The 18,192-nt window shown below is 59.6% G+C and carries 17 protein-coding genes; 9 read left to right on the top strand and 8 right to left on the bottom strand.

Annotated features, from left to right (window positions below; all coding sequences use genetic code 11):
* Positions 1–188 precede the first annotated feature (188 nt).
* From mltG to gmk, 3 genes are all read left to right on the top strand, one after another.
* The gene (mltG, locus tag ASD36_RS00565) at positions 189–1,367 is read left to right on the top strand and encodes an endolytic transglycosylase MltG (protein ID WP_060503536.1); all 1,179 of its coding nucleotides are present in this window, start codon (positions 189–191) and stop codon (positions 1,365–1,367) included.
* A 156-nt stretch (positions 1,368–1,523) separates the two neighbouring features.
* Positions 1,524–2,411: a YicC/YloC family endoribonuclease gene (locus ASD36_RS00560; RefSeq protein WP_060503535.1), complete on the top strand. Its 888-nt coding sequence runs from the start codon at positions 1,524–1,526 to the stop codon at positions 2,409–2,411.
* The gene (gene gmk / locus ASD36_RS00555) at positions 2,408–3,073 is read left to right on the top strand and encodes a guanylate kinase (protein ID WP_060503534.1); all 666 of its coding nucleotides are present in this window, start codon (positions 2,408–2,410) and stop codon (positions 3,071–3,073) included. The genes ASD36_RS00560 and gmk overlap by 4 nt, the downstream gene beginning before the upstream one ends.
* Before the next feature lie 169 nt (positions 3,074–3,242).
* Here the strand turns inward: gmk and rsmA are convergent, their stop codons facing one another.
* From rsmA to lptF, 6 genes are all read right to left on the bottom strand, one after another.
* A complete protein-coding gene (rsmA, locus tag ASD36_RS00550; protein ID WP_060503533.1) occupies positions 3,243–4,070 on the bottom strand; it encodes a 16S rRNA (adenine(1518)-N(6)/adenine(1519)-N(6))-dimethyltransferase RsmA in 828 nt (275 codons plus the stop codon).
* Positions 4,070–5,098 carry a 4-hydroxythreonine-4-phosphate dehydrogenase PdxA gene (gene pdxA / locus ASD36_RS00545; protein WP_060503532.1) on the bottom strand — a complete coding sequence of 343 codons (1,029 nt, stop codon included), beginning with the start codon at positions 5,096–5,098 and terminating at the stop codon, positions 4,070–4,072. Before pdxA ends, rsmA begins: the two co-directional genes overlap by 1 nt.
* A 9-nt stretch (positions 5,099–5,107) precedes the next feature.
* Positions 5,108–6,049, bottom strand: a complete 942-nt coding sequence (locus tag ASD36_RS00540; protein WP_060508670.1) for a molecular chaperone SurA — start codon at positions 6,047–6,049, stop codon at positions 5,108–5,110.
* Positions 6,050–6,281: 232 nt separating this feature from the next.
* Positions 6,282–8,615 carry an LPS-assembly protein LptD gene (locus ASD36_RS00535; protein WP_060503530.1) on the bottom strand — a complete coding sequence of 778 codons (2,334 nt, stop codon included), beginning with the start codon at positions 8,613–8,615 and terminating at the stop codon, positions 6,282–6,284.
* Positions 8,615–9,700: an LPS export ABC transporter permease LptG gene (gene lptG, locus ASD36_RS00530; RefSeq protein WP_060503529.1), complete on the bottom strand. Its 1,086-nt coding sequence runs from the start codon at positions 9,698–9,700 to the stop codon at positions 8,615–8,617. The genes ASD36_RS00535 and lptG overlap by 1 nt, the downstream gene beginning before the upstream one ends.
* Entirely contained in the window at positions 9,697–10,872 is a 1,176-nt protein-coding gene (gene lptF / locus ASD36_RS00525) for an LPS export ABC transporter permease LptF (protein WP_060503528.1), read from the bottom strand. Before lptF ends, lptG begins: the two co-directional genes overlap by 4 nt.
* 323 nt (positions 10,873–11,195) lie before the next feature.
* On the opposite strand from lptF, the gene ASD36_RS00520 reads away from it, so the two are divergent.
* The 3 genes from ASD36_RS00520 (at position 11,196) to ASD36_RS30420 (ending at position 13,487) form a co-directional block, all read left to right on the top strand.
* A complete protein-coding gene (locus ASD36_RS00520; protein ID WP_060503527.1) occupies positions 11,196–12,692 on the top strand; it encodes a leucyl aminopeptidase in 1,497 nt (498 codons plus the stop codon).
* A gap of 8 nt (positions 12,693–12,700) precedes the next feature.
* Positions 12,701–13,150 (top strand): DNA polymerase III subunit chi, encoded by a 450-nt coding sequence (locus tag ASD36_RS00515; protein ID WP_060503526.1) that lies wholly within the window; start codon positions 12,701–12,703, stop codon positions 13,148–13,150.
* An 88-nt stretch (positions 13,151–13,238) separates the two neighbouring features.
* Positions 13,239–13,487 carry a hypothetical protein gene (locus tag ASD36_RS30420; RefSeq protein WP_156393791.1) on the top strand — a complete coding sequence of 83 codons (249 nt, stop codon included), beginning with the start codon at positions 13,239–13,241 and terminating at the stop codon, positions 13,485–13,487.
* On the opposite strand, the gene ASD36_RS00510 is transcribed toward ASD36_RS30420, so the two are convergent.
* Positions 13,444–14,457, bottom strand: coding sequence for a helix-turn-helix domain-containing protein (locus ASD36_RS00510; RefSeq protein ID WP_060503525.1), 1,014 nt, complete (start codon positions 14,455–14,457; stop codon positions 13,444–13,446). The two genes, ASD36_RS30420 and ASD36_RS00510, sit on opposite strands and share 44 nt — an antisense overlap.
* A gap of 55 nt (positions 14,458–14,512) precedes the next feature.
* On the opposite strand from ASD36_RS00510, the gene ASD36_RS00505 reads away from it, so the two are divergent.
* The gene (locus tag ASD36_RS00505; RefSeq protein ID WP_060503524.1) at positions 14,513–15,067 is read left to right on the top strand and encodes a cysteine hydrolase family protein; all 555 of its coding nucleotides are present in this window, start codon (positions 14,513–14,515) and stop codon (positions 15,065–15,067) included.
* A gap of 15 nt (positions 15,068–15,082) precedes the next feature.
* A complete protein-coding gene (locus ASD36_RS00500) occupies positions 15,083–15,976 on the top strand; it encodes an MBL fold metallo-hydrolase (protein ID WP_082512058.1) in 894 nt (297 codons plus the stop codon).
* A gap of 270 nt (positions 15,977–16,246) precedes the next feature.
* Here ASD36_RS00500 and ASD36_RS00495 read toward each other — a convergent pair whose 3' ends face one another.
* Positions 16,247–17,173: a Gfo/Idh/MocA family oxidoreductase gene (locus ASD36_RS00495; RefSeq protein ID WP_060503523.1), complete on the bottom strand. Its 927-nt coding sequence runs from the start codon at positions 17,171–17,173 to the stop codon at positions 16,247–16,249.
* Between the two features lie 176 nt (positions 17,174–17,349).
* Between ASD36_RS00495 and ASD36_RS00490 the strand changes: the two genes are divergently transcribed.
* Positions 17,350–18,192: a GNAT family N-acetyltransferase gene (locus ASD36_RS00490; RefSeq protein ID WP_060503522.1), complete on the top strand. Its 843-nt coding sequence runs from the start codon at positions 17,350–17,352 to the stop codon at positions 18,190–18,192.

Genomic DNA, 18,192 nt, shown 5'->3' with positions numbered 1-18,192 from the left:
ACATGGCATACGGACGTTTGCGACTGAACCGGTATCGTCAGCCCAGTGCCTTGTGTCCATACTGACACAAGGCCAAAAGCGTACTGCGGCTACAATCGCAACAAGGTGATTCTCATTCCTGTTTCTCTTCTGGAGTTCGCATCAGGGATGAAGACGTGCATGACGCGAATTCCAGACCCAGGACACCAGTGAACGACGCAAACGAAAACAGCGCAGCGCCTTTCGGCCGCAACGAGGCGGGCAATAACGGCCCGATCATCCCGAAATCGGCGAGCGAAGCTCTTCGTCCAGAAAAAGTGCCGCAGCCGCCAAAGCGGTCGCGCAAGGCAAAAAGCCAGGTCGTTATCTTTCTGAATTTCCTGATGACCGTGATCGTCTGCCTGACGATCGCGGCAGCCGGTACGGTTTACTATGCAATGTCCGCCTATGAGGACAACGGCCCGCTGACGGCCAATACGAATTTCATCGTGCGCAATGGCGCCGGCATCCAGGAAATCGCCAGCAGCCTTGAGCGCAACAATATCGTGTCCGATGGTCGCGTCTTCCGTTTCATGTCGGAGGCCTATCTCGATGACAACGATACGCTGAAGGCCGGCGAATACGAGATCAAGGCCGGTTCCTCGATGCAGGAGATCATGCAGCTCCTGAAATCGGGCAAGTCCATCCTCTATTCGGTGTCGCTGCCGGAAGGCCTGACGGTCAAGCAGATGTTCTCCCGATTGAGCAGTGACCCCGTTCTGGAAGGCGACCTTCCCGCGGCAATGCCGGCAGAAGGCACGCTGCGTCCGGATACATACAAGTTTTCGCGTGGTACCAAGCGGGCTGAAATCGTCGCGCAGATGGCAGCGGCACAGAAGCAGCTTGTCGATCAGATCTGGGACCGGCGTGATCCGGACTTGCCGATTGCCAGCCGTGAAGAATTCGTCACCCTGGCATCGATCGTCGAGAAGGAAACCGGCATTGCGGATGAACGGTCGCGCGTTGCATCGGTCTTCATCAATCGCCTGGAAAAGGGCATGCGGCTGCAGTCCGACCCGACGATCATCTATGGGATTTTTGGCGGTGATGGCAAACCGACCGACCGGCCGATCCTGAAGTCTGACCTCGAGAAGGACACGCCTTACAACACCTACATGATCAAGGGCCTGCCGCCGACACCGATCGCCAATCCAGGCCGGGCAGCGCTCGAAGCGGTTTCCAATCCGTCGCGCACGTCCGACCTCTATTTTGTCGCCGACGGCACGGGTGGGCATGTGTTTGCCGCCACGCTCGATGAACACAACAGCAATGTCCGCCGCTGGCGCAAGATCGAGGCCGAAAAGGCCGCTGCGGCGAAAGCGGCGGAGACCGCACCAGCCCAGGAATAATCGGGCCTCCATCAGGCTTGTGGATGACACGGCTCCGGTACGCTTGACCCTTGCGGTTGACCGTGCCGGGGCCGTACACATTCATGCAACAATTCAAAGTTCCGCAGCTTCCGACACTTCGTTGAGGAGAATACTGCCGGGCCGGAGGAAAAAACGATGCCGCTGCAATCCATGACGGGATTTGCCCGCCGCGAGGGGACTTGCGGACGTTACCGCTGGGCGTGGGAACTCCGTTCGGTCAACGGCAAGGGGCTGGATCTGCGGTTGCGGCTGCCGACGGGCACGGAGCATCTGGAAACGGACGTCCGCAAGCTGGCCGGTGAGAGCTTCGCGCGCGGCAACATGCAGGTCAACCTCACCGTCAGCGCCAGCGAAACCAGCGTCGAGCCGGTGATCAACCAGGGGGCTCTTTCAGCCGTCCTGTCGTTGCGCGAGCAGTTGCGCGATGTCATCGATCCGGCGCCACTGCGCCTCGATACGCTTCTGTCCATTCGCGGCATCGTTGATTTTCGCGAACCGGAAGAACAGGAGGGCGAGCGCGCCACCCGCGATAGCGATATCCTCGCCGGATTGCGTCAGGCCCTTTCCGACATGACCTCGATGCGCGAGGGGGAAGGCGTGGCGCTCCGCCGGGTCTTGCTGGAACAGATCGACCGGATCGAGACGCTGACCAGCGAGATCGAGGCAGACCCGTCGCGCAGTGTGGCCGTCATTACCGCCCGCCTTGCCAGCCAGGTGGCCCTGGTGATGGACGGCGGCTCGAAGATCGATCCGGAACGTCTCTATGCCGAAGTGGCACTGCTGGCGGCCAAGGCCGATATCCGCGAGGAGATCGACCGCTTGCGCACCCATGTGACGGCAGCCCGGGATCTTTTGCAAAAAGGCGGCCCTGTCGGCCGCAAACTCGATTTCCTTTCTCAGGAATTTAACCGCGAATCAAATACCATCTGTTCCAAGTCGAATGCCGCTGCGGTCACTGCCGCTGGTATTGAATTGAAGGTCGTCATCGACCAGTTCCGTGAACAGGTCCAAAATCTGGAGTGAACCCCGTGAGCCAAACGTCCACCAAAGCCATTCAGCGCCGCGGTCTCATGCTGGTGATCTCGTCGCCTTCGGGCGCGGGCAAGTCGACGATTGCGCGCAACCTGCTCGAATCCGATCCGCATATGAGCATTTCGGTCAGTGTCACGACGCGCAAGCGGCGTCCGAGCGAGATCGAAGGGCGGCACTATTTCTTCAAGTCGATCCGCGAATTTGAGGGGTTGCGCCAGACCGATGCGCTGCTGGAATGGGCCGAGGTTCACGGCAATTTCTACGGCACGCCACGCGATGCCGTCGAGACGGCGATGTCGGAAGGGCAGGACATGCTGTTCGATATCGATTGGCAGGGTGCCCAGCAGTTGCAGGAAAAGATGGGCGGCGATGTCGTCTCGATCTTCATCCTGCCGCCGACCATGGCCGAACTGCAGTCCCGTCTGCATCGGCGTGCCGAGGATACCGAAGAGGTGATTGCCACGCGGCTGGCCAATTCGCGCTCGGAGATCGAGCACTGGCTGGAATATGACTATATCGTCGTCAACGAGGATCTCGACAGCGCCTTCGCCTCCGTCAAGGCCATTGTCGAGGCCGAGCGGCTTCGCCGCGACCGTCGTCCGGGACTGTTCGAATTCGTCAATGGTTTGCTGACGGAAACGCCGAAGCTCTGATGGTCTCTGGTTAGGGATCAGGTGCCAATTGCTCTCTCTTCTCCCCAGCGGGGAGAAGGTGGCCCGTAGGGCCAGATGAGGGGGCGGCAGGCTTCCGATTCGTGGAAAGCTCCCCCTCATCGCCTCGAATGCGCTCGGCACTTCTCCCCGCTGGGGAGAAGAGGACAGGCTACATACAATTCGCCAACCGGCAGAACTCTTCCACCGACAGTGTTTCCGCCCGGCGTTTCGGGTCGATCTCGGCCTTGGCCAGCAAGGCTTCTCCACCGATCGATTTGACGCTCTGGCGCAGCATTTTGCGGCGCTGGCCAAAGGCGGCCATCGTTACCTTTTCGAGGGCTTCTGCCGAGCAGGGGATCGGGTTTTCGAGCGGTTCGAGATGCACCACGGATGACGTGACCTTCGGCGGCGGTGAGAAGGCTTGTGGCGGTACGTCGAAGGCCATGCGGGCGTTCGTGCGCCAGCCGCAAAGCACGCCGAGGCGGCCGTAATGGTCGTCATCGGCTTCGGCAACGATCCTGAGGCCCACTTCGCGCTGGAACATCAGCGTCATCGACTGGTAGAACGGCGGCCAGACCTTCGGCAAAAGCCAGTTGACCAGAAGCTGCGTGCCGACATTGTAAGGCAGGTTGGCGATGATCTTGACTGGCCCCTCGGTGACAAGCTCCTCGAACCGTGTCTTCAGCGCATCGCCTTCGACCACTTCGAGACGGCCGGGATAGAAATCCGAAATTTCGGCAAGAGCGGGCAGGCAGCGGGAATCGCGCTCGATGGCAATGACCTTCTTGGCGCCCAGCGACAGGATGGCGCGGGTGAGGCCGCCCGGACCGGGGCCGACCTCGATCACCGTCACGCCCTCAAGCGGACCAGCCGTGCGGGCGATCTTCTGGGTGAGGTTGAGGTCGAGCAGAAAGTTCTGGCCGAGCGCCTTTTTAGCATCCAGGCCGTGGCGGGCGATAACGTCGCGCAGCGGCGGCAAACCGTCGATCGCTGCCATCAGTTTTCTCCTCGTGCGGTATTATCGGCCAATTGCTGTGCCATCCGCAGTGCTGCCAGCAGGCTGTCGGCGCGGGCAATGCCCTTGCCGGCAAGGCTGAACGCCGTGCCGTGATCCGGCGAGGTGCGGATGAACGGCAGCCCGAGCGTCGCGTTGACGCTGTCGTCGAAGCCGAGCGCCTTGGCAGGGATCAGCGCCTGATCGTGATACATGCAGATCGCTACATCGTATGTGGCGCGGGCGCGGTCATGGAACATGGTGTCGGCGGGCAGGGGGCCGGTGATATCGACGCCTTCGATCTTCAATCGTTCGATGACGGGGCGGATGATTGCATCGTCTTCCAGCCCAAGTGCGCCGCCTTCACCCGCATGCGGATTGAGACCGGCAACGGCGACGCGAGGGGAGGCAAGACCGAAGCGTTCCTTCAAGTCGCGCACGGTGATCGCGCAGGTGCGGTAAATCAGATCGGCACTCAACTGCTCCGGCACATCCTTCAGCGGGATATGGATCGTCACCGGAACGGCCATCAGCTTCGGCCCGGCAAGCATCATGACCGGAAGCAGCGGCTCACCTGTCAGGCGCTCGCCGAGGTCGGCGAGAAATTCCGTATGGCCTGGAAATTGAAAGCCGGCGTCATAGAGCACCGACTTGGCGATCGGATTGGTGACAATGGCGGAGGTGGAACCTTCCATCGTCAGCCGCACCGCGGTTTCGATGGCACCGGTGATGGCGGCTGCATTGGTGGAGTCCGGCATGCCGGGCGTGACAGCTGCCGCGCAGGCCACTGGCAGCACTGGCAGAGCATCGTTGAAGATGCTGATAGCGCTGGCGCAATCCGTTTCGCGGATGGCAGCGCTATGGCCGAGAACACGGGCTCTGGCCTCAAGCGCAGCGGCATCGCCGATCAGAATGAACGGCGGCGTCTGCCAGGCTTGCCTGTTGATCCAGGCGTCAAGGGTAATGTCGAGGCCAATCCCGGCGGGATCGCCCATGGTCAGGGCGAGCGGCCTGGCGCGCGTCGGGTTCATGCTGTTTTATTACTTTTCGATGATCTGTGCGCGCTTGCGCAGTTCCTCGATGTAACGCTTGCTGTTGGGATCTTCCCCACCGGTCTTCTTACCGAGATCTTCGGCACGGAAAACGATTTCGGCAGCCAGATCGTCAGAGACTTCGCGCTTCTTGCAGATGGCGAGATATTCGACACCATGTTCCGTGACGCGGGTGCCGGTCGTGCCGTTGTCGCCAGCCTTTTCGATCAGTGGCTTCCAGTCGGCCGGAAGCTCCTGCGCCATCATGCGGCCGAGATTGCGGATCGATACGTCGCGCATCGTGGCAGCAAAGACCTTTGCCTGCTCACAGCCCGGGAATTTCGAGCGCGACGCATTGGCCTCAGCCTGGCGCTTGCCGATGATGGCGTTGCGCTTGGCGGCGGGCACGACAAAGATCACCTGCTGCAGGAAGTATTCCGTGGTGACCGGCTTGTTGCCGCCGTTTTCCTGCATGCGCCGGACGAGGTCTTCGTTCGACAGGCGTCCACCGCCGCCGCCGCCGAAGCGGGCATTGACGACCCGTGGCCAGCTCATGGCAACGGCGACATAGTTCCTGAAGTGATCGATGCCGACCCCTGCCTGATCGAGAACCTGCGACAGCTGCTGAACGGAGAGCTTGTTGCCGGCGGCGAAGCGCCCAACGGCGCCTTCGACTTCCGTGGTGCTGACCGAGGCGCCGACGCGCAGAACTTCCTCGCGCTTGAGGGCTTCATCGATCATCTGCTCGCGGGCAGCGCCCGGGCCGCCGCTCTGTCGCTGCAGGCGCATGAAAGCAGCGCGCTTGGCAATGTCGCCGGATGTGATGGGCGAACCGTTGACGACAGCAACCACCTTGCTTGCGGCGTAAGTGACCGGCGCGGAGGAAAGAGCCAGGCCGCAGGCAAGAACTATTGCCGAAACCGTGCGCGTGATCGAAAGCTTCCCGCCCATTCTTTAGTCCTTTTCATTTGCCCTGGACATCCTGTGTCCGGGCCATGGTCTTCATGCCAAGCGCCATCATCCTGCGCATTTCTGCGCAACAGATGCATAATACATGCGGCCGAACAATGACAAGACCTGCCGTTCGCCGCAAAATAGCGCTTCGGCCGTCAATTCTCTGTGACAGCACGTTTAGAAAACGGCTGTTACAGCGGAGACGAGGGCGCCATCAGGGCGGCGCGCCTCAGTTCAAGCCGTCAAACTTCGTGTCACCAACGTAGATATCGCCGAGTGTACGGAAGCTGATACGCGCGCCGATCGACCAGTCATTGGCAATGGATTGATTGCTGTCGCGCTCTTCCTTGTAGACCAGCGAGAAGATCGTATCCCGGTCGTCATAGGTGATGCCGATGCCATTGCGGGTGATGACATTACTGTTCAGATCGTACGTAATCGATCCGAACACCGACCAGTAATCGGCAAACTTGTAGGCCGCAGCCGTCTGGATTTCATCCTGATCACTGGTCGAGCCATAAAGTGGCTGTGCCTGGATACTGGTATAGGTGAGGGCCGTCTGCCAGAAGATACCTTGATAACCAAGCGTCGCATCGGCACGGCGCATGTTGAAATCTTTCTCGTCGAAGCGGCCACTGAGGCTGGCTGTGATGCCGGAAGGCGCGTCGATGCCGATCATCGTTACATAATCGGAGCGGTCGGTTTCAAGGCCCGAATTCGCACCGGCCTTGACCAGGTCGTCGGTTGCAAACGAATTCACGCCGCCAAGATGGAAGGATTGGCCGGCGATGGCACGCAAGGCATAGCCGTTGCCAAGAGCACCGGTATAGCGCACGCCAAGATTGGCGCGTGTTCCACCTTCGATACGGTCATAACCCGAGAACTTGTCGCGGTCGAACAGCGATGTCGCGTCGAAGACGAAGCTCTGCGCATCTTCGTTCGGCAAACCGCCAGCATATTCCTCATTGGGCCGGGCGAAAATCTGGGCGATCGGTTCGATGATGTGGCTGCTGTAGTCGGTCGCCAAAAGGATGGGGTAACGTGCATCGATACCGGCGGTCAGCATCCGCCGCGTGGTGGCGTCGTCGCTGTTGAAGTTGCCGGTATAGTCGATGCCCGGATCGGTCATCGACGATCCGATCAGGTCGCCGCGAGCCGCCAGGATCGGCGTCAGCGACAGGCCACCGGGAACGATGAAATTGCGTTTCCACTCAAGGTCGGCCGTGAAACGCTGATACGTGCCCTCAAGGCCGCGGAAGCGATCGACAATGCCCGGTATTTCCAGCTCATCCTCGCGGTTGCGATTGATGTTTGTCAGATTGATATCGGCGGTCAACTCGCCACCGAACACCGGTGCCGGGTGGGTATAGGAATAATCGAGAACCTGAGCGACGGCCTGCTTGTTTTCCGCGATGCTGTCCGGATCGGCATCCTGGATATCGAAATAGAAGGCGCGGGCATCGAAGGAATTGCGCTTGCCGAGACCCGACAGATAGACTTGGTTTGTAAAGGTCGTGCCGTCGAAGGTCGAAAGCTCATAGGTCTTGGCGAAGTTGTTGTCGCTTTGGACGAGAACATCCCAGCCGAAGGTCCAGCGCGGGTTGATATCGAACTTGGCCTTGGAACCGATCATGCCGCGATTGGTTTCCTGGGCGTCGACGGTGTTGCCGGTAAAGCTGCTGCGGTTCAGCTGACTGATCCCAGCCATGCTGAGAATATGTTCGCCGTTTTCGAAGCGCTGGCGGAACTCGCCCTGCAGCAGGAAACCCTGGCGGCTGAGGCCGGTTGCCGTGACCGTCGCATCCATATAGGGCGAGATCGCCCAGTAATAAGGAATGCTGACACCGGCGCCGAGCTTCTGGGTATAGCCGAATTTCGGAATGAGGAAGCCGCTCTTGCGCTTGACCGTCTGGTCAGGAACCTCGAGCACCGGCAGGTACAGGATCGGCTTGCCGAACAGCTCGAACTTGGCATTCTCCATACGGATCGTATGGGTCTTGCCGTTCTGAACGATGCGCTGCGCCTTGACGTGCCAGAGCGACTTGTGGTCGGGATCGGTCGCGCAGGGGGTGCAGGCCGTGTAGACGGCGTTGTTGAGAATCATCTCCTCGCCATTGCGCCGCTCGCCGGTCACGGCGGCGAGCTTCGTCAGGTCGGTGGTTTCGACCCGCAGCCGCTCGATGAAGCCGTTGCCGAAATCGTCGGTCACGTCCATCTGGTCGGCATAGACCTTGTTGCCGCCGGGCTCGATCAGCTCGATTTCACCGGTCGCAATGATGCGCCCGGTCTTCTGGCTGTATTCGACCTGCTGGGCGACCATCTGGTAGCCGCCATAATTGATCTGGACTGCGCCGCGTACGATGACGCGCTCCGCATCCTTGTTGTAGACGAGCTCGTTGGCCGACAGAAGCATCTTGGCGTCTTCGGGGAGCTTCGGATTGAGCGAATCGATATTGGTGTCTTGTGCCCATGCGGGTGCGATCGGCGTCAGCACCTGCAGCGCAACACCGGAAAGCAGAATGGCCGCCAGCAGCCTGATATGTTTGCGGTTGCTTGCCGCCACTAGCCATCCTCCTCATGCAATAGAATCGTCGAACCCAGCGCCATCGCTACAACAACTGGCAACCAGGCTGCAACGAACGGAGGCACTATGCCGCTGCTCCCGAATGCTTTGACAAGCACGGTGACGACATAAAGCACGAAGCCCGACAGGATTCCACCGAGAATTACCGGTCTCGATTGGTTAAACCGGCTAAATTTTAACGAGACGCTTGCAGCGATCAGAGTCATTGCGACCAGAAGCAGCGGGAGCGCCAGCATGGAGTGGAATTGGGTTTCCATCGCATTGGTCGGGAAGCCGAAGGACTTCGCTACTTCGATTTTGCGCCTCAGGTCGAAAAATTGAATAGAATCAGCCTTCGTCAACGTTTCCTGGACGAATTCCGGCTTCAGATGGGTCGGCAGTTGTACCGTTGCGAGGCGGCGTGGCAGCTCACCGTTGCGGGTTTCCGTCACCCCATTAAGAAGCCAGTAACCATCTTCCAGTTTTGCCGAGGCGGCGTCCTGCCTTAAAACGATCGTGCCAAGCGGATCGAAATGGATCACCGTCACATTGATCAGCGTCTTGCCTTCGTCCTGAACGGACCGGGCGCCGATGATCGTATCGTCTTTTCCGTAGATCTGGCGCAGCCAGGGGATGGAAATTGCCGAGACGGCCGAGGATGAACTGCCCCATTCAGCCTCAAGCGCTTCTGCCTGTTTCGTGCCCCAGGATGCGATCGGATTGAGCACGATCACCGTTGCAACGCCGAACAGGAATGCGCCGATAACGAAAGGCTGCAGGAACTGCCAAACGGAGATGCCGGCGGCGCGTGTCACCACCAGTTCATAGCGGCGATTGAGTGAAATCAGGGCGGCCATGCCAGCAAACAGGGCGACGAAAGGCACTGTCTGCTGCAAAATCATCGGGATGCGGAACGTCGTCATCAACAGCGCCCCGGTAACAGAGTAGCGCGGCAGTTGCGACATCCGGTTGGCGAGTTCGCTGAAGTCGATGATGAAGATCAACGCGAAGATACCGGCGAGGAACCAGAATGTGGTGATCGCGTATCGCTTGAAAAAATAACGCCCGAGCGTCGTGAAGATCATTTCACCTGGTTCCCGTCAGATGCCGGGTTGGCCTTGGTCAGGCGCAGGCGAACCAGAATCTCGTTGACCTTCTGCTCCAGCGTGAGAGGAATTTCAAGCCGCCTGTTGCCCATCAACTGCCGTATCGCCAGATAGCCGGTGCCAAGCGGGATCAAATACATGATCGGGATGAAGAAGCGCGATTCCTCGGCGCTGTTGGCCGCATAGAAGGTTGTCCAGCGGATGAACAGACAGGTCAAAAGCGCCGTGATCATCGGATGCACGCGAGCTTCGCGGTGCGAGCGGGCATCGCTGCTGAAGACCAGCGCGATCAAGGCAAACAGTAGCGGATATGTCCATTCGGTGAGACGGCGATGCAGTTCCGCCTCGAAAGATCCCGGATTTTTCTCATAGACCGGGTCCTTCGGATCGGGATTGATCAGGAAGGGCAGGTCCCGGTCTTTGGCGCGGATCGTCGCCTGGCCGGCTGCTTTCGTCATATCGGTCAGATCGAAGGCGTAGCTGTCGAATTTGATGATCGAAACATTGCCGTCGGGCAGTTTGCGATGCACCTCGCCGTCTTTCATCACCAGTGCAGAACCGCTGTCATCAACGGCGCCTTCGCGGGCATAATAGACGAGTTCGTAGGCAGGGTCGCGCGAATCGGCGACGAAAATGCCGTGCAGGACGCCGCCGCTGCGCCGTGAGGCGACCTGGACATAGAGGCCATCGGCGATCTTGCGAAAGGTGTTTTCCTGAACGACCGACGACAGAAGGTCGGCATGCGCGGTAGCAATCATCTTGCGCACGGCCATGCGCGAATAAGGCTCGACGAAGTTATCGACGGTGAACGACACCGCGCTGAGCGCGAGGCCGAGATAGATGATCGGCCGGATGATCATCATGCGGGAGCTGCCGGCGGCATTTAGCACCGTCAACTCCGAATCGGCATTCATCGCCGTCAGCGTCTGTGCCACGCCGATGACCAGCGCGAAGGGGAGAATAAGGGGAATGATCGACGGCAGGACGAGCGTTGCAAGGCGCATGAAGGCCAGCACCGACTGGCCGCTATCGGTAACCAGATTGACGCTTGCCAGCGCCTGCGTCGTCCAGACAATCGCCATCAGCGGCAAAAGCGTGGCAAAGAACATGCCCGTTGCCCGCTTCAGGATATAGCGTTCGATCAGTTTCATGCGGGGTCCTGGCCCATCTTCCTGCCGTATGTCCGGTTTGCCATCGCCAGTCTGGGCATGGCCAAGCCAAATGTCCCTATCGCGCTGATCGAACCGGTTTGCAAGTTTTCCACGATAACCAAATTGTAAAAGAGCAGGGCTAAGGCTCGGCAAAGAATGATAGTTAACAGCATGTAAACGCAAGGCGGCGCCTTGCCAAGGTCATCGAAACCGACAACGGTGCATGAACATGTTTCCGGGCTTGCGGTTGATGGCGAATGTTTGCCACTGTAACCGCCATGTAACAGACTGGCGTCGGCCAAAGGCAATTCTGGAGTTTCTTCATGTCATTGAAATTTGAAATCGGTTTCAGCAAGTCAGCGCGCCTGTCAGGCGGCCTGGCGATCCTGCTGAAGACTCTTGACGGAAAAGAGGCGGCTGGGGCTGCGGAAGCCGATCCCGGCGCAATTATTGAAAAGGCTGCGCGAATCGCCAAGTTCAAGGCGAAATCGCTACGGACACTCGACATCGTTGCGCCGCAGGGCGCGCCCGTCGATCGCATCGTGGTGCTTGGCATCGGCGATGGTGCCGAGCTGGCGGCGCATGACTGGCTGAGGGCTGGCGGTGCTGCTGCGTCGAAAATCCGTGGTGCCGACAAGGTGGTGATTTTCCTCGATGCACCGGGCATCGAGGTGTCGGGCAAGGCGGCGGCCGATTTCGCCCTCGGCATGGAGATGAATGCCTACAGCTTCGACGCCTACAAGACGACGAAGAAGGACGATGACGACCAGAAAGGGCCGCCCAAGCCGGTCAGGGTGACGATCGTCACAGGCGCCGTCCTTGCCGCCAAGAAGGCCGCGATCAATTCGCAGGCGATTGCCGAAGGTGTCTTCATCGCCCGTGACCTCGTCAACGAGCCCGCCAATATTCTCGGACCTGTCGAATTCGCGGCCAAAGCGAAGGAGCTGGAAAAGCTCGGCGTCGAAGTCGAGCTCCTCACCGAGCGCGAAATGAAGAAGCTCGGCATGGGTGCGCTGCTCGGCGTGGCACAGGGGTCGGTGCGGCCGCCGCGTCTGGCGGTCATGCAGTGGAAGGGTGGCAAGCCGAAGGATAAGCCGGTTGCCTTCGTTGGCAAGGGCGTGGTGTTCGACAGTGGCGGCATCTCGATCAAGCCTGGTGCGGGCATGGAAGAGATGAAGGGCGATATGGGCGGCGCTGCCGCCGTGACCGGCCTGATGCACGTGCTGGCAAGCCGCAAGGCCAAGGCGAATGTCGTCGGAATCATCGGCCTTGTGGAAAACATGCCGGATGGCAACGCCCAGCGTCCGGGCGATATCGTCACCTCGATGTCCGGCCAGACCATCGAGATCATCAACACCGATGCCGAGGGCCGGCTCGTGCTGTGCGATGCGCTGTGGTATTGTAACGACCGCTTCAAGCCGCAGTTCATGATCAACCTGGCGACGCTGACTGGCGCCGTCATGGTGGCGCTCGGCAGCCATCATGCCGGCCTGTTCACCAATGACGACCGGCTGGCCGGGCAGCTGACCGCGGCCGGGCTGACCACGCAGGAACGCCTATGGCGCCTGCCGCTCGGCAAGGAATATGACAAGATGATCGACAGCAAGTTTGCCGATATGAAGAATACAGGCGGTCGCTACGCCGGGTCCATCACCGCCGCCCAGTTCCTGAAGCGCTTCGTCAAGGATACGCCTTGGGCGCATCTCGACATCGCAGGAACCGCGATGGGTTCACCGACCGACGAGATCAACCAGTCCTGGGCCTCCGGCTTCGGTGTGCGGCTGCTGGATGAACTGGTCCGCGCCAATTACGAGAACTGACCCGCGACGTGACCGAAATCCTGTTCTACCACCTGACAGAATCCAAGCTCGAAGACGCGCTGCCGCCGTTGCTCGACCGTTGTGTCGAGCGCGGCTGGCGTGTCGTCGTCCAGACGCTGAACGACGAGCGCCGCGACATGCTCGACAGTCATCTGTGGACCTATCGGGATGACAGTTTCCTGCCGCACGGCACCGATGCGACGGAGTTTTCGGGCGACCAGCCGATTCTCCTGACGGCAGGCGAGGGGAACGGCAACGCCGCCACCGTCCGCTTCATCATCGACGGCGCCATGCCGCCACCGGTCGGCGACTATGAACGGGTGGTGTTCATGTTCGATGGATACGATCAGGAACAGCTGGAAGGGGCGCGGGCGCACTGGAAGGTGCTGAAGGGCGAGGGGCACACGCTGACCTATTGGCAGCAGAATCAGGACGGGCGCTGGGTGAAGAAGGCGTGATGCTTTCGGGCATCAATCGAAGAGGCCAAGGATCGTGCCGTTAGCCTCTGGCTTGAACGTGGAAGGCGTATTGTTGCAGGAAGCGGTCATGAAAGTCGACGGCATCACGTCGGCTTTGCGCCCAATACCGGACATTGAAACTGAAGTCGACGGCTCTGTATGGTCGAGACAGCAACAATGGGACTGCATGATCTGCCTATGTCGTTGCGAACCAATGGCCGGATATCTCGGGGTATTTGAAGCTTCGATCCAACTCGACTGGGAGCAAAAAATCGGGACTGCCGTGGCGCAAGCTACAATCCACCTCGAAATCGCTGTCTGTATTCCGCCGGAGTGAGACCGACAATCCGATTGAATACTTTTCGAAACGCGCTCGGATCGATGTAATGCACTTTCCAGGCGACCGTACCGACGGGGTCTTGGGTAAACTGCAGGAGATCGCGGGCTTTATGCATGCGCAGGCGCTGCACATATTCGCCTGTGGTGTGGCCGGTAGCCTTCTGGAACCTGCGCATGAAGGTGCGCTCTTCAAGACCAGCCTGTTCGGCAAGGACACCTAGCCTGGTCTCTTTTCCTTCAATGGCCTGAAGCCAATGCTGGACCTTCAGGATGGCCGCGTCACCATGGTTCAGGCGCGGAGAAAAGGCGCTATAGTAGCTTTGCTCTCGACCGGGGGGATCGACCAAGAATGCACGAGCAGTATCCAACATCACGCTAGGACCGAGAAAGCGTTCGATCAGCTTGAGACTGAGGTCGATCCAGGCCATCACGCCGCCGGCTGTCAGAATATCACCGTCGTCGATGATGATCCTGTCCGTGTTGATCGAGACGCCGGGAAACGTTCGGACAAGTTGTTCCTCATAGGTCCAGTGGGTCGTGACCGTTCGCCCCGCAAAAAGTCCCGTCTCGCCTAGAAGGAATGCTCCCTTGCAGACCGAACCGAGAACCGAGCCCTTGGCGTGTTGCTCGCGAAGCCAATCCGCATAGACCTCTGCCTCGGCCGTCGGAGGCAGATCGCCCAATCCGGGCGGAACAATGATCACCGTTGGGTGTCCAAGTGCTCCCGGCAGGGTGTCGTAGGTTCTCTCGGGTGCACTCTGGCCTGCAGCTGTGCGCCAATGGCTAATTCTTAGTCTTAACTGGTTGCCGCCGCCTCGCTCGCGCGCACGAGCCTCGGCGGCGGCCAAGAGGTCGGTCATCCCGAGCACCGAGGCTGTCTGTGCGCCCTCGTAGTCTACAATGCCTATCTCAGGAATGAGCTCATCGTTGTCCATATCGACCCGCCATTTGTCATTACCGCCACTCACATGGTGCAAATGACGCGACTATTCTAGCTCATCACTTCAGAAAAGGAGATGCCTGATGGGCAAACGCGCAGTGGTCATCATCGACCTCCAAAAGGATTATCTGGGTTCGGGCCGGTTTCCGCTGGTGGGGATCGATGCGGCAGTATCAAAGGCGACGCAGGTTGTAGAGGCTGCCCGGAACAAGGGTGACATCGTCATCCATGTCCGGCATGAGAGCCCCGCAGAAGCACCGTTCTTCGCTATCGGAACCGAGGGCACGGAGTTTATTCCGGCGATCGCCCCGGCTGAAGGCGAGACGGTGATTACAAAAAATTACCCCAATGCGTTTCGCGAAACGAACCTTGCCGGCGTCCTCAATGCCTCGGCAGTAGAGGATGTCGTTCTGGTCGGCGCGATGAGCCATATGTGCATCGACGCAACCGCACGGGCCTCAGTCGATCTCGGCTACCGTACTACCATTGTCGAAGATGCCTGCGCCACACGCGATGTCGAGTTCAGAGGTGAAGTCGTTTCCGCCGCCAAGGTCCACGCAGCCTACATGTCGGCACTCGCGTTCGCCTATGGCCAGGTGCTGTCTGCCGCCGAACTCGCCTCGCAGAGCAAAAACTGATCGAAAGAGCCTGTCATGAATATCAAAACGAACTCCGTAACACGACGACATACGCTGATGATCGGCGGCGCGGCCCTTGCCTCGTCGTTGATATCGCCCTCTCTCTCCCTGGCCGAGACCGCGACCAAAGGCGGCAACGCGAAAATCACCCAGGTCCGCAACGCGACCCTTCTCGTCGAATACGGTGGAGCACGGTTCCTCGTCGACCCGATGTTATCCGACAAGGGCGCGTTTCCGGGTTTTCCTGGAACGGCCCATAGCCAGCTTCGCAACCCGCTCGTCGAACTGCCGATGCCCATAGACAGGATCATCGATGTCGACGCAGCCATCGTCACCCATCTACATCCCGATCACTGGGACGAAGCGGCGAAATCGAAACTGCCAAAGTCTCTGCCCATCTACGCCCAGAACGATACGGATGCCGCGCTGATCAGGAAGGATGGTTTCAGCGATGTCCGTGTGCTTTCGGGCACGTCGGAGTTCAAGGGCGTGAAACTGACAAAGACTGAAGGTCAGCACGGCTCGGATGCAACACTTGCTGTTGCAGGTGAGGTCCTCGGAAAGGTCTGCGGCGTCGTGTTCAGCCATCCAGATCAGAAGACGATCTATCTCGCAGGCGATACCGTTTGGAACAGCTTCGTCGCAAGCAGTATGGCCCAGCACAAGCCAGATGTGATCATCCTCAACACGGGCAACGCCGTCGTGCTCGGGTTGGACCCGATCATAATGGGACGCGAAGACGTCTTGGCCGTCCATAAGGCCGCCCCGGCAGCCAAGATCGTCGCGACGCACATGGAGGCGATCAACCATTGCATCCTCAGCCGTGCTGATCTGAAAGATTTTGCCGACAGACGCGGTTTCGCGGGAAGCCTGCTCATCCCAGCCGACGGGGAAACCCTAACCGTCTGAGCTATAGGCGAGGATTGCTGAACATACCATCAACAACAAGTTAGGCCGCGGGGCATTGCGGCCTAACTCTGCAATTGCGATGCCGAACTCCCCGGTGTCCGCTCAGGGCCGAAAGCGGACATCGTGCCGTTGTTGCAAAATGGGCATCCGGCGGCAGCTGAATGTTTGTGCTGCAAGCGGTTCGATCTCAAAATATGCGTTGGTTCCACATTCAGTTAGAGGCCGCGGATCGCTTCACGGCCCCTTTGATGTTGGAGGCAGACTGAAGACTCAATCGAAAAACGCGTCGACGAATTTGCGCCGTCCGAGCATGAAGGCGTCGGCGACGTGGCGGAGCGGGGAGAGATCGACGTCCGACGTCTTCGCCTTGATGATTTCGGCGAAGCGGGCGTAAAGCGCTGGGTATTCCTGCTCCGGTTCGTCATGCACCAGCTTGCCGTCGATCGACAGTTTTGCGCCGCCTTCGGAGAGAACCATCATGCCGGCATCGGTTTCGGCGACGATGTCCCAGCTCTGATGGCCGGTCTGGCGCCAGTCGAATTCTGCCGAGACCGGCAGGTTGTTGGCGTCGCTGAAGACGATCGAGGCAGCGATCGGCGCATCGCGGTTTTCCGGGAATTCCAGCGTTGCCGAGGTGATGAACAGCGGGTTCGGCAGGATATGGGTGACGATCGACAGGGCGTTGATGCCCGGGTCGAAGACGCCGAGACCGCCGGCGGCCCAGATCCAGTCCTGGTTCGGATGCCAGTGGCGCACGTCTTCCTTCCAGATCACCTTGACATCGTTGATCTTCGTTGAAGCCAGGAAGGCCTTGGCTGCCTCGACAGCGGGCGCATAACGCGAGTGCCAGCTGGCAAACAGCGACAGGCCTTTCGAATCCGCAAGCGCTTGAAGGTCGGCGACTTCGCTCAGGGTCGCACCTGGCGGCTTTTCGAGGAAGACGTGCTTTCCTGCTTCGAGTGCCGTACGGGCGGCGGCATACCGAAACTGCGGCGGCATGCAGAGCGAGACGGCATCGATGGCCGGAACCGCGTCGAGCATCGCCTCGATCGACTTGAAATTGTCGATGCCATCGACGACGCCATGGCGGCTGGCGGCGGCGATCAGCTTGTAGTCGGCATTCTTGGCGATGGAGGGAAGGTGTTGGTCGCGGACGATCTTGCCGACGCCAACGATCGAGATATGAATGGGGCTCATGATGTGTCGCTCGATTTGTATGACTTTTATGGTGGGCTTTGTAGCAGAAAGACGGTTCCGGGCAAGCGGCTGTCGCAGTCTGTAAACGATGACTTGCAGACAATCGTCTTTGCCGGTGGTGGACAATAGCCAAGCTGCGCTATTTGGGTAGTCTGCATTTTGAAACAGGAGTCGCCATGTCCCCGATCATTCGAAAAGCCAGCCGCGCCGATCTCGATATCCTGATAGACTGGGCTGCGACGGAGGGCTGGAACCCCGGTTTCGACGATGCGCCGGCGTTTTGGGCGGCGGATCCGGACGGCTACTGGATTGCCGAAGAGGATGGCACCATGGCTGCGGCACTGTCGCTGGTGCGCTACGACGAAACCTATGCCTTTCTGGGTTTTTACATGGCCCATCCCGATTATCGCGGGCAGGGGATCGGTCTGGCGCTATGGCAAAGGGCGCTTTCGGAGGCAGGCAGCCGAACGGTGGGGCTGGATGGGGTGGTGGCCCAGCAGGACAATTACCGCAAGTCCGGGTTTGCCTATGCTCATGCCAATTTCCGCTACGGCGGCGAGGTTGTCTGCACCGAGCCGCCCGGCACGGAACTGGTTTCTGTCTCGCCCGTCCTTGTGCCGATGCTGGCCGATTATGACGCGCGGTTCAATCCGGTGCGCAGAGATGCGTTCCTGCGCGAATGGCTGAAAGCCATGGATACGCGCGAAAGCTTTGCTCTCCTGCGCAATTCCGAAGTCGTTGGTTACGGGACGATTCGCGCCTGCCGCGAGGGTCACAAGATCGGTCCGCTGTTTGCCGACAGCGAAACGAACGCCGATCTGATTTTCCGCAAGCTGGTGACCAGTGTCGGCGGTGGCCAGGTTTATCTGGATATTCCCGAGCCGAACGCGGCCGCCCGCGCGCTGTGTGATCGCTACAATCTAAAGCCGGTCTTCGAAACGGCGCGGATGTATCGCGGCCCTGCGCCGGACCTGCCGCTCGGTCAGATCTACGGAATTACCACTTTCGAGTTGGGATAG

Origin of the sequence: Rhizobium sp. Root1334 (genome assembly GCF_001426665.1) — a bacterium.
GTDB lineage: Bacteria > Pseudomonadota > Alphaproteobacteria > Rhizobiales > Rhizobiaceae > Pararhizobium.
This window is presented reverse-complemented; position numbering and strand designations above follow the sequence as displayed.

Excerpts from the sequence above, each read along its gene's own strand:
- ASD36_RS00560 (WP_060503535.1), top strand. The coding sequence starts at position 1,524 with ATGCCGCTGCAATCCATGACGGGATTTGCCCGCCGCGAGGGGACTTGC.
- rsmA (WP_060503533.1), bottom strand. The coding sequence starts at position 4,070 with ATGGCAGCGATCGACGGTTTGCCGCCGCTGCGCGACGTTATCGCCCGC.
- pdxA (WP_060503532.1), bottom strand. The coding sequence starts at position 5,098 with ATGAACCCGACGCGCGCCAGGCCGCTCGCCCTGACCATGGGCGATCCC.
- ASD36_RS00540 (WP_060508670.1), bottom strand. The coding sequence starts at position 6,049 with ATGGGCGGGAAGCTTTCGATCACGCGCACGGTTTCGGCAATAGTTCTT.
- lptG (WP_060503529.1), bottom strand. The coding sequence starts at position 9,700 with ATGATCTTCACGACGCTCGGGCGTTATTTTTTCAAGCGATACGCGATC.
- lptF (WP_060503528.1), bottom strand. The coding sequence starts at position 10,872 with ATGAAACTGATCGAACGCTATATCCTGAAGCGGGCAACGGGCATGTTC.
- ASD36_RS00520 (WP_060503527.1), top strand. The coding sequence starts at position 11,196 with ATGTCATTGAAATTTGAAATCGGTTTCAGCAAGTCAGCGCGCCTGTCA.
- ASD36_RS30420 (WP_156393791.1), top strand. The coding sequence starts at position 13,239 with ATGAAAGTCGACGGCATCACGTCGGCTTTGCGCCCAATACCGGACATT.
- ASD36_RS00505 (WP_060503524.1), top strand. The coding sequence starts at position 14,513 with ATGGGCAAACGCGCAGTGGTCATCATCGACCTCCAAAAGGATTATCTG.
- ASD36_RS00500 (WP_082512058.1), top strand. The coding sequence starts at position 15,083 with ATGAATATCAAAACGAACTCCGTAACACGACGACATACGCTGATGATC.
- ASD36_RS00495 (WP_060503523.1), bottom strand. The coding sequence starts at position 17,173 with ATGAGCCCCATTCATATCTCGATCGTTGGCGTCGGCAAGATCGTCCGC.
- ASD36_RS00490 (WP_060503522.1), top strand. The coding sequence starts at position 17,350 with ATGTCCCCGATCATTCGAAAAGCCAGCCGCGCCGATCTCGATATCCTG.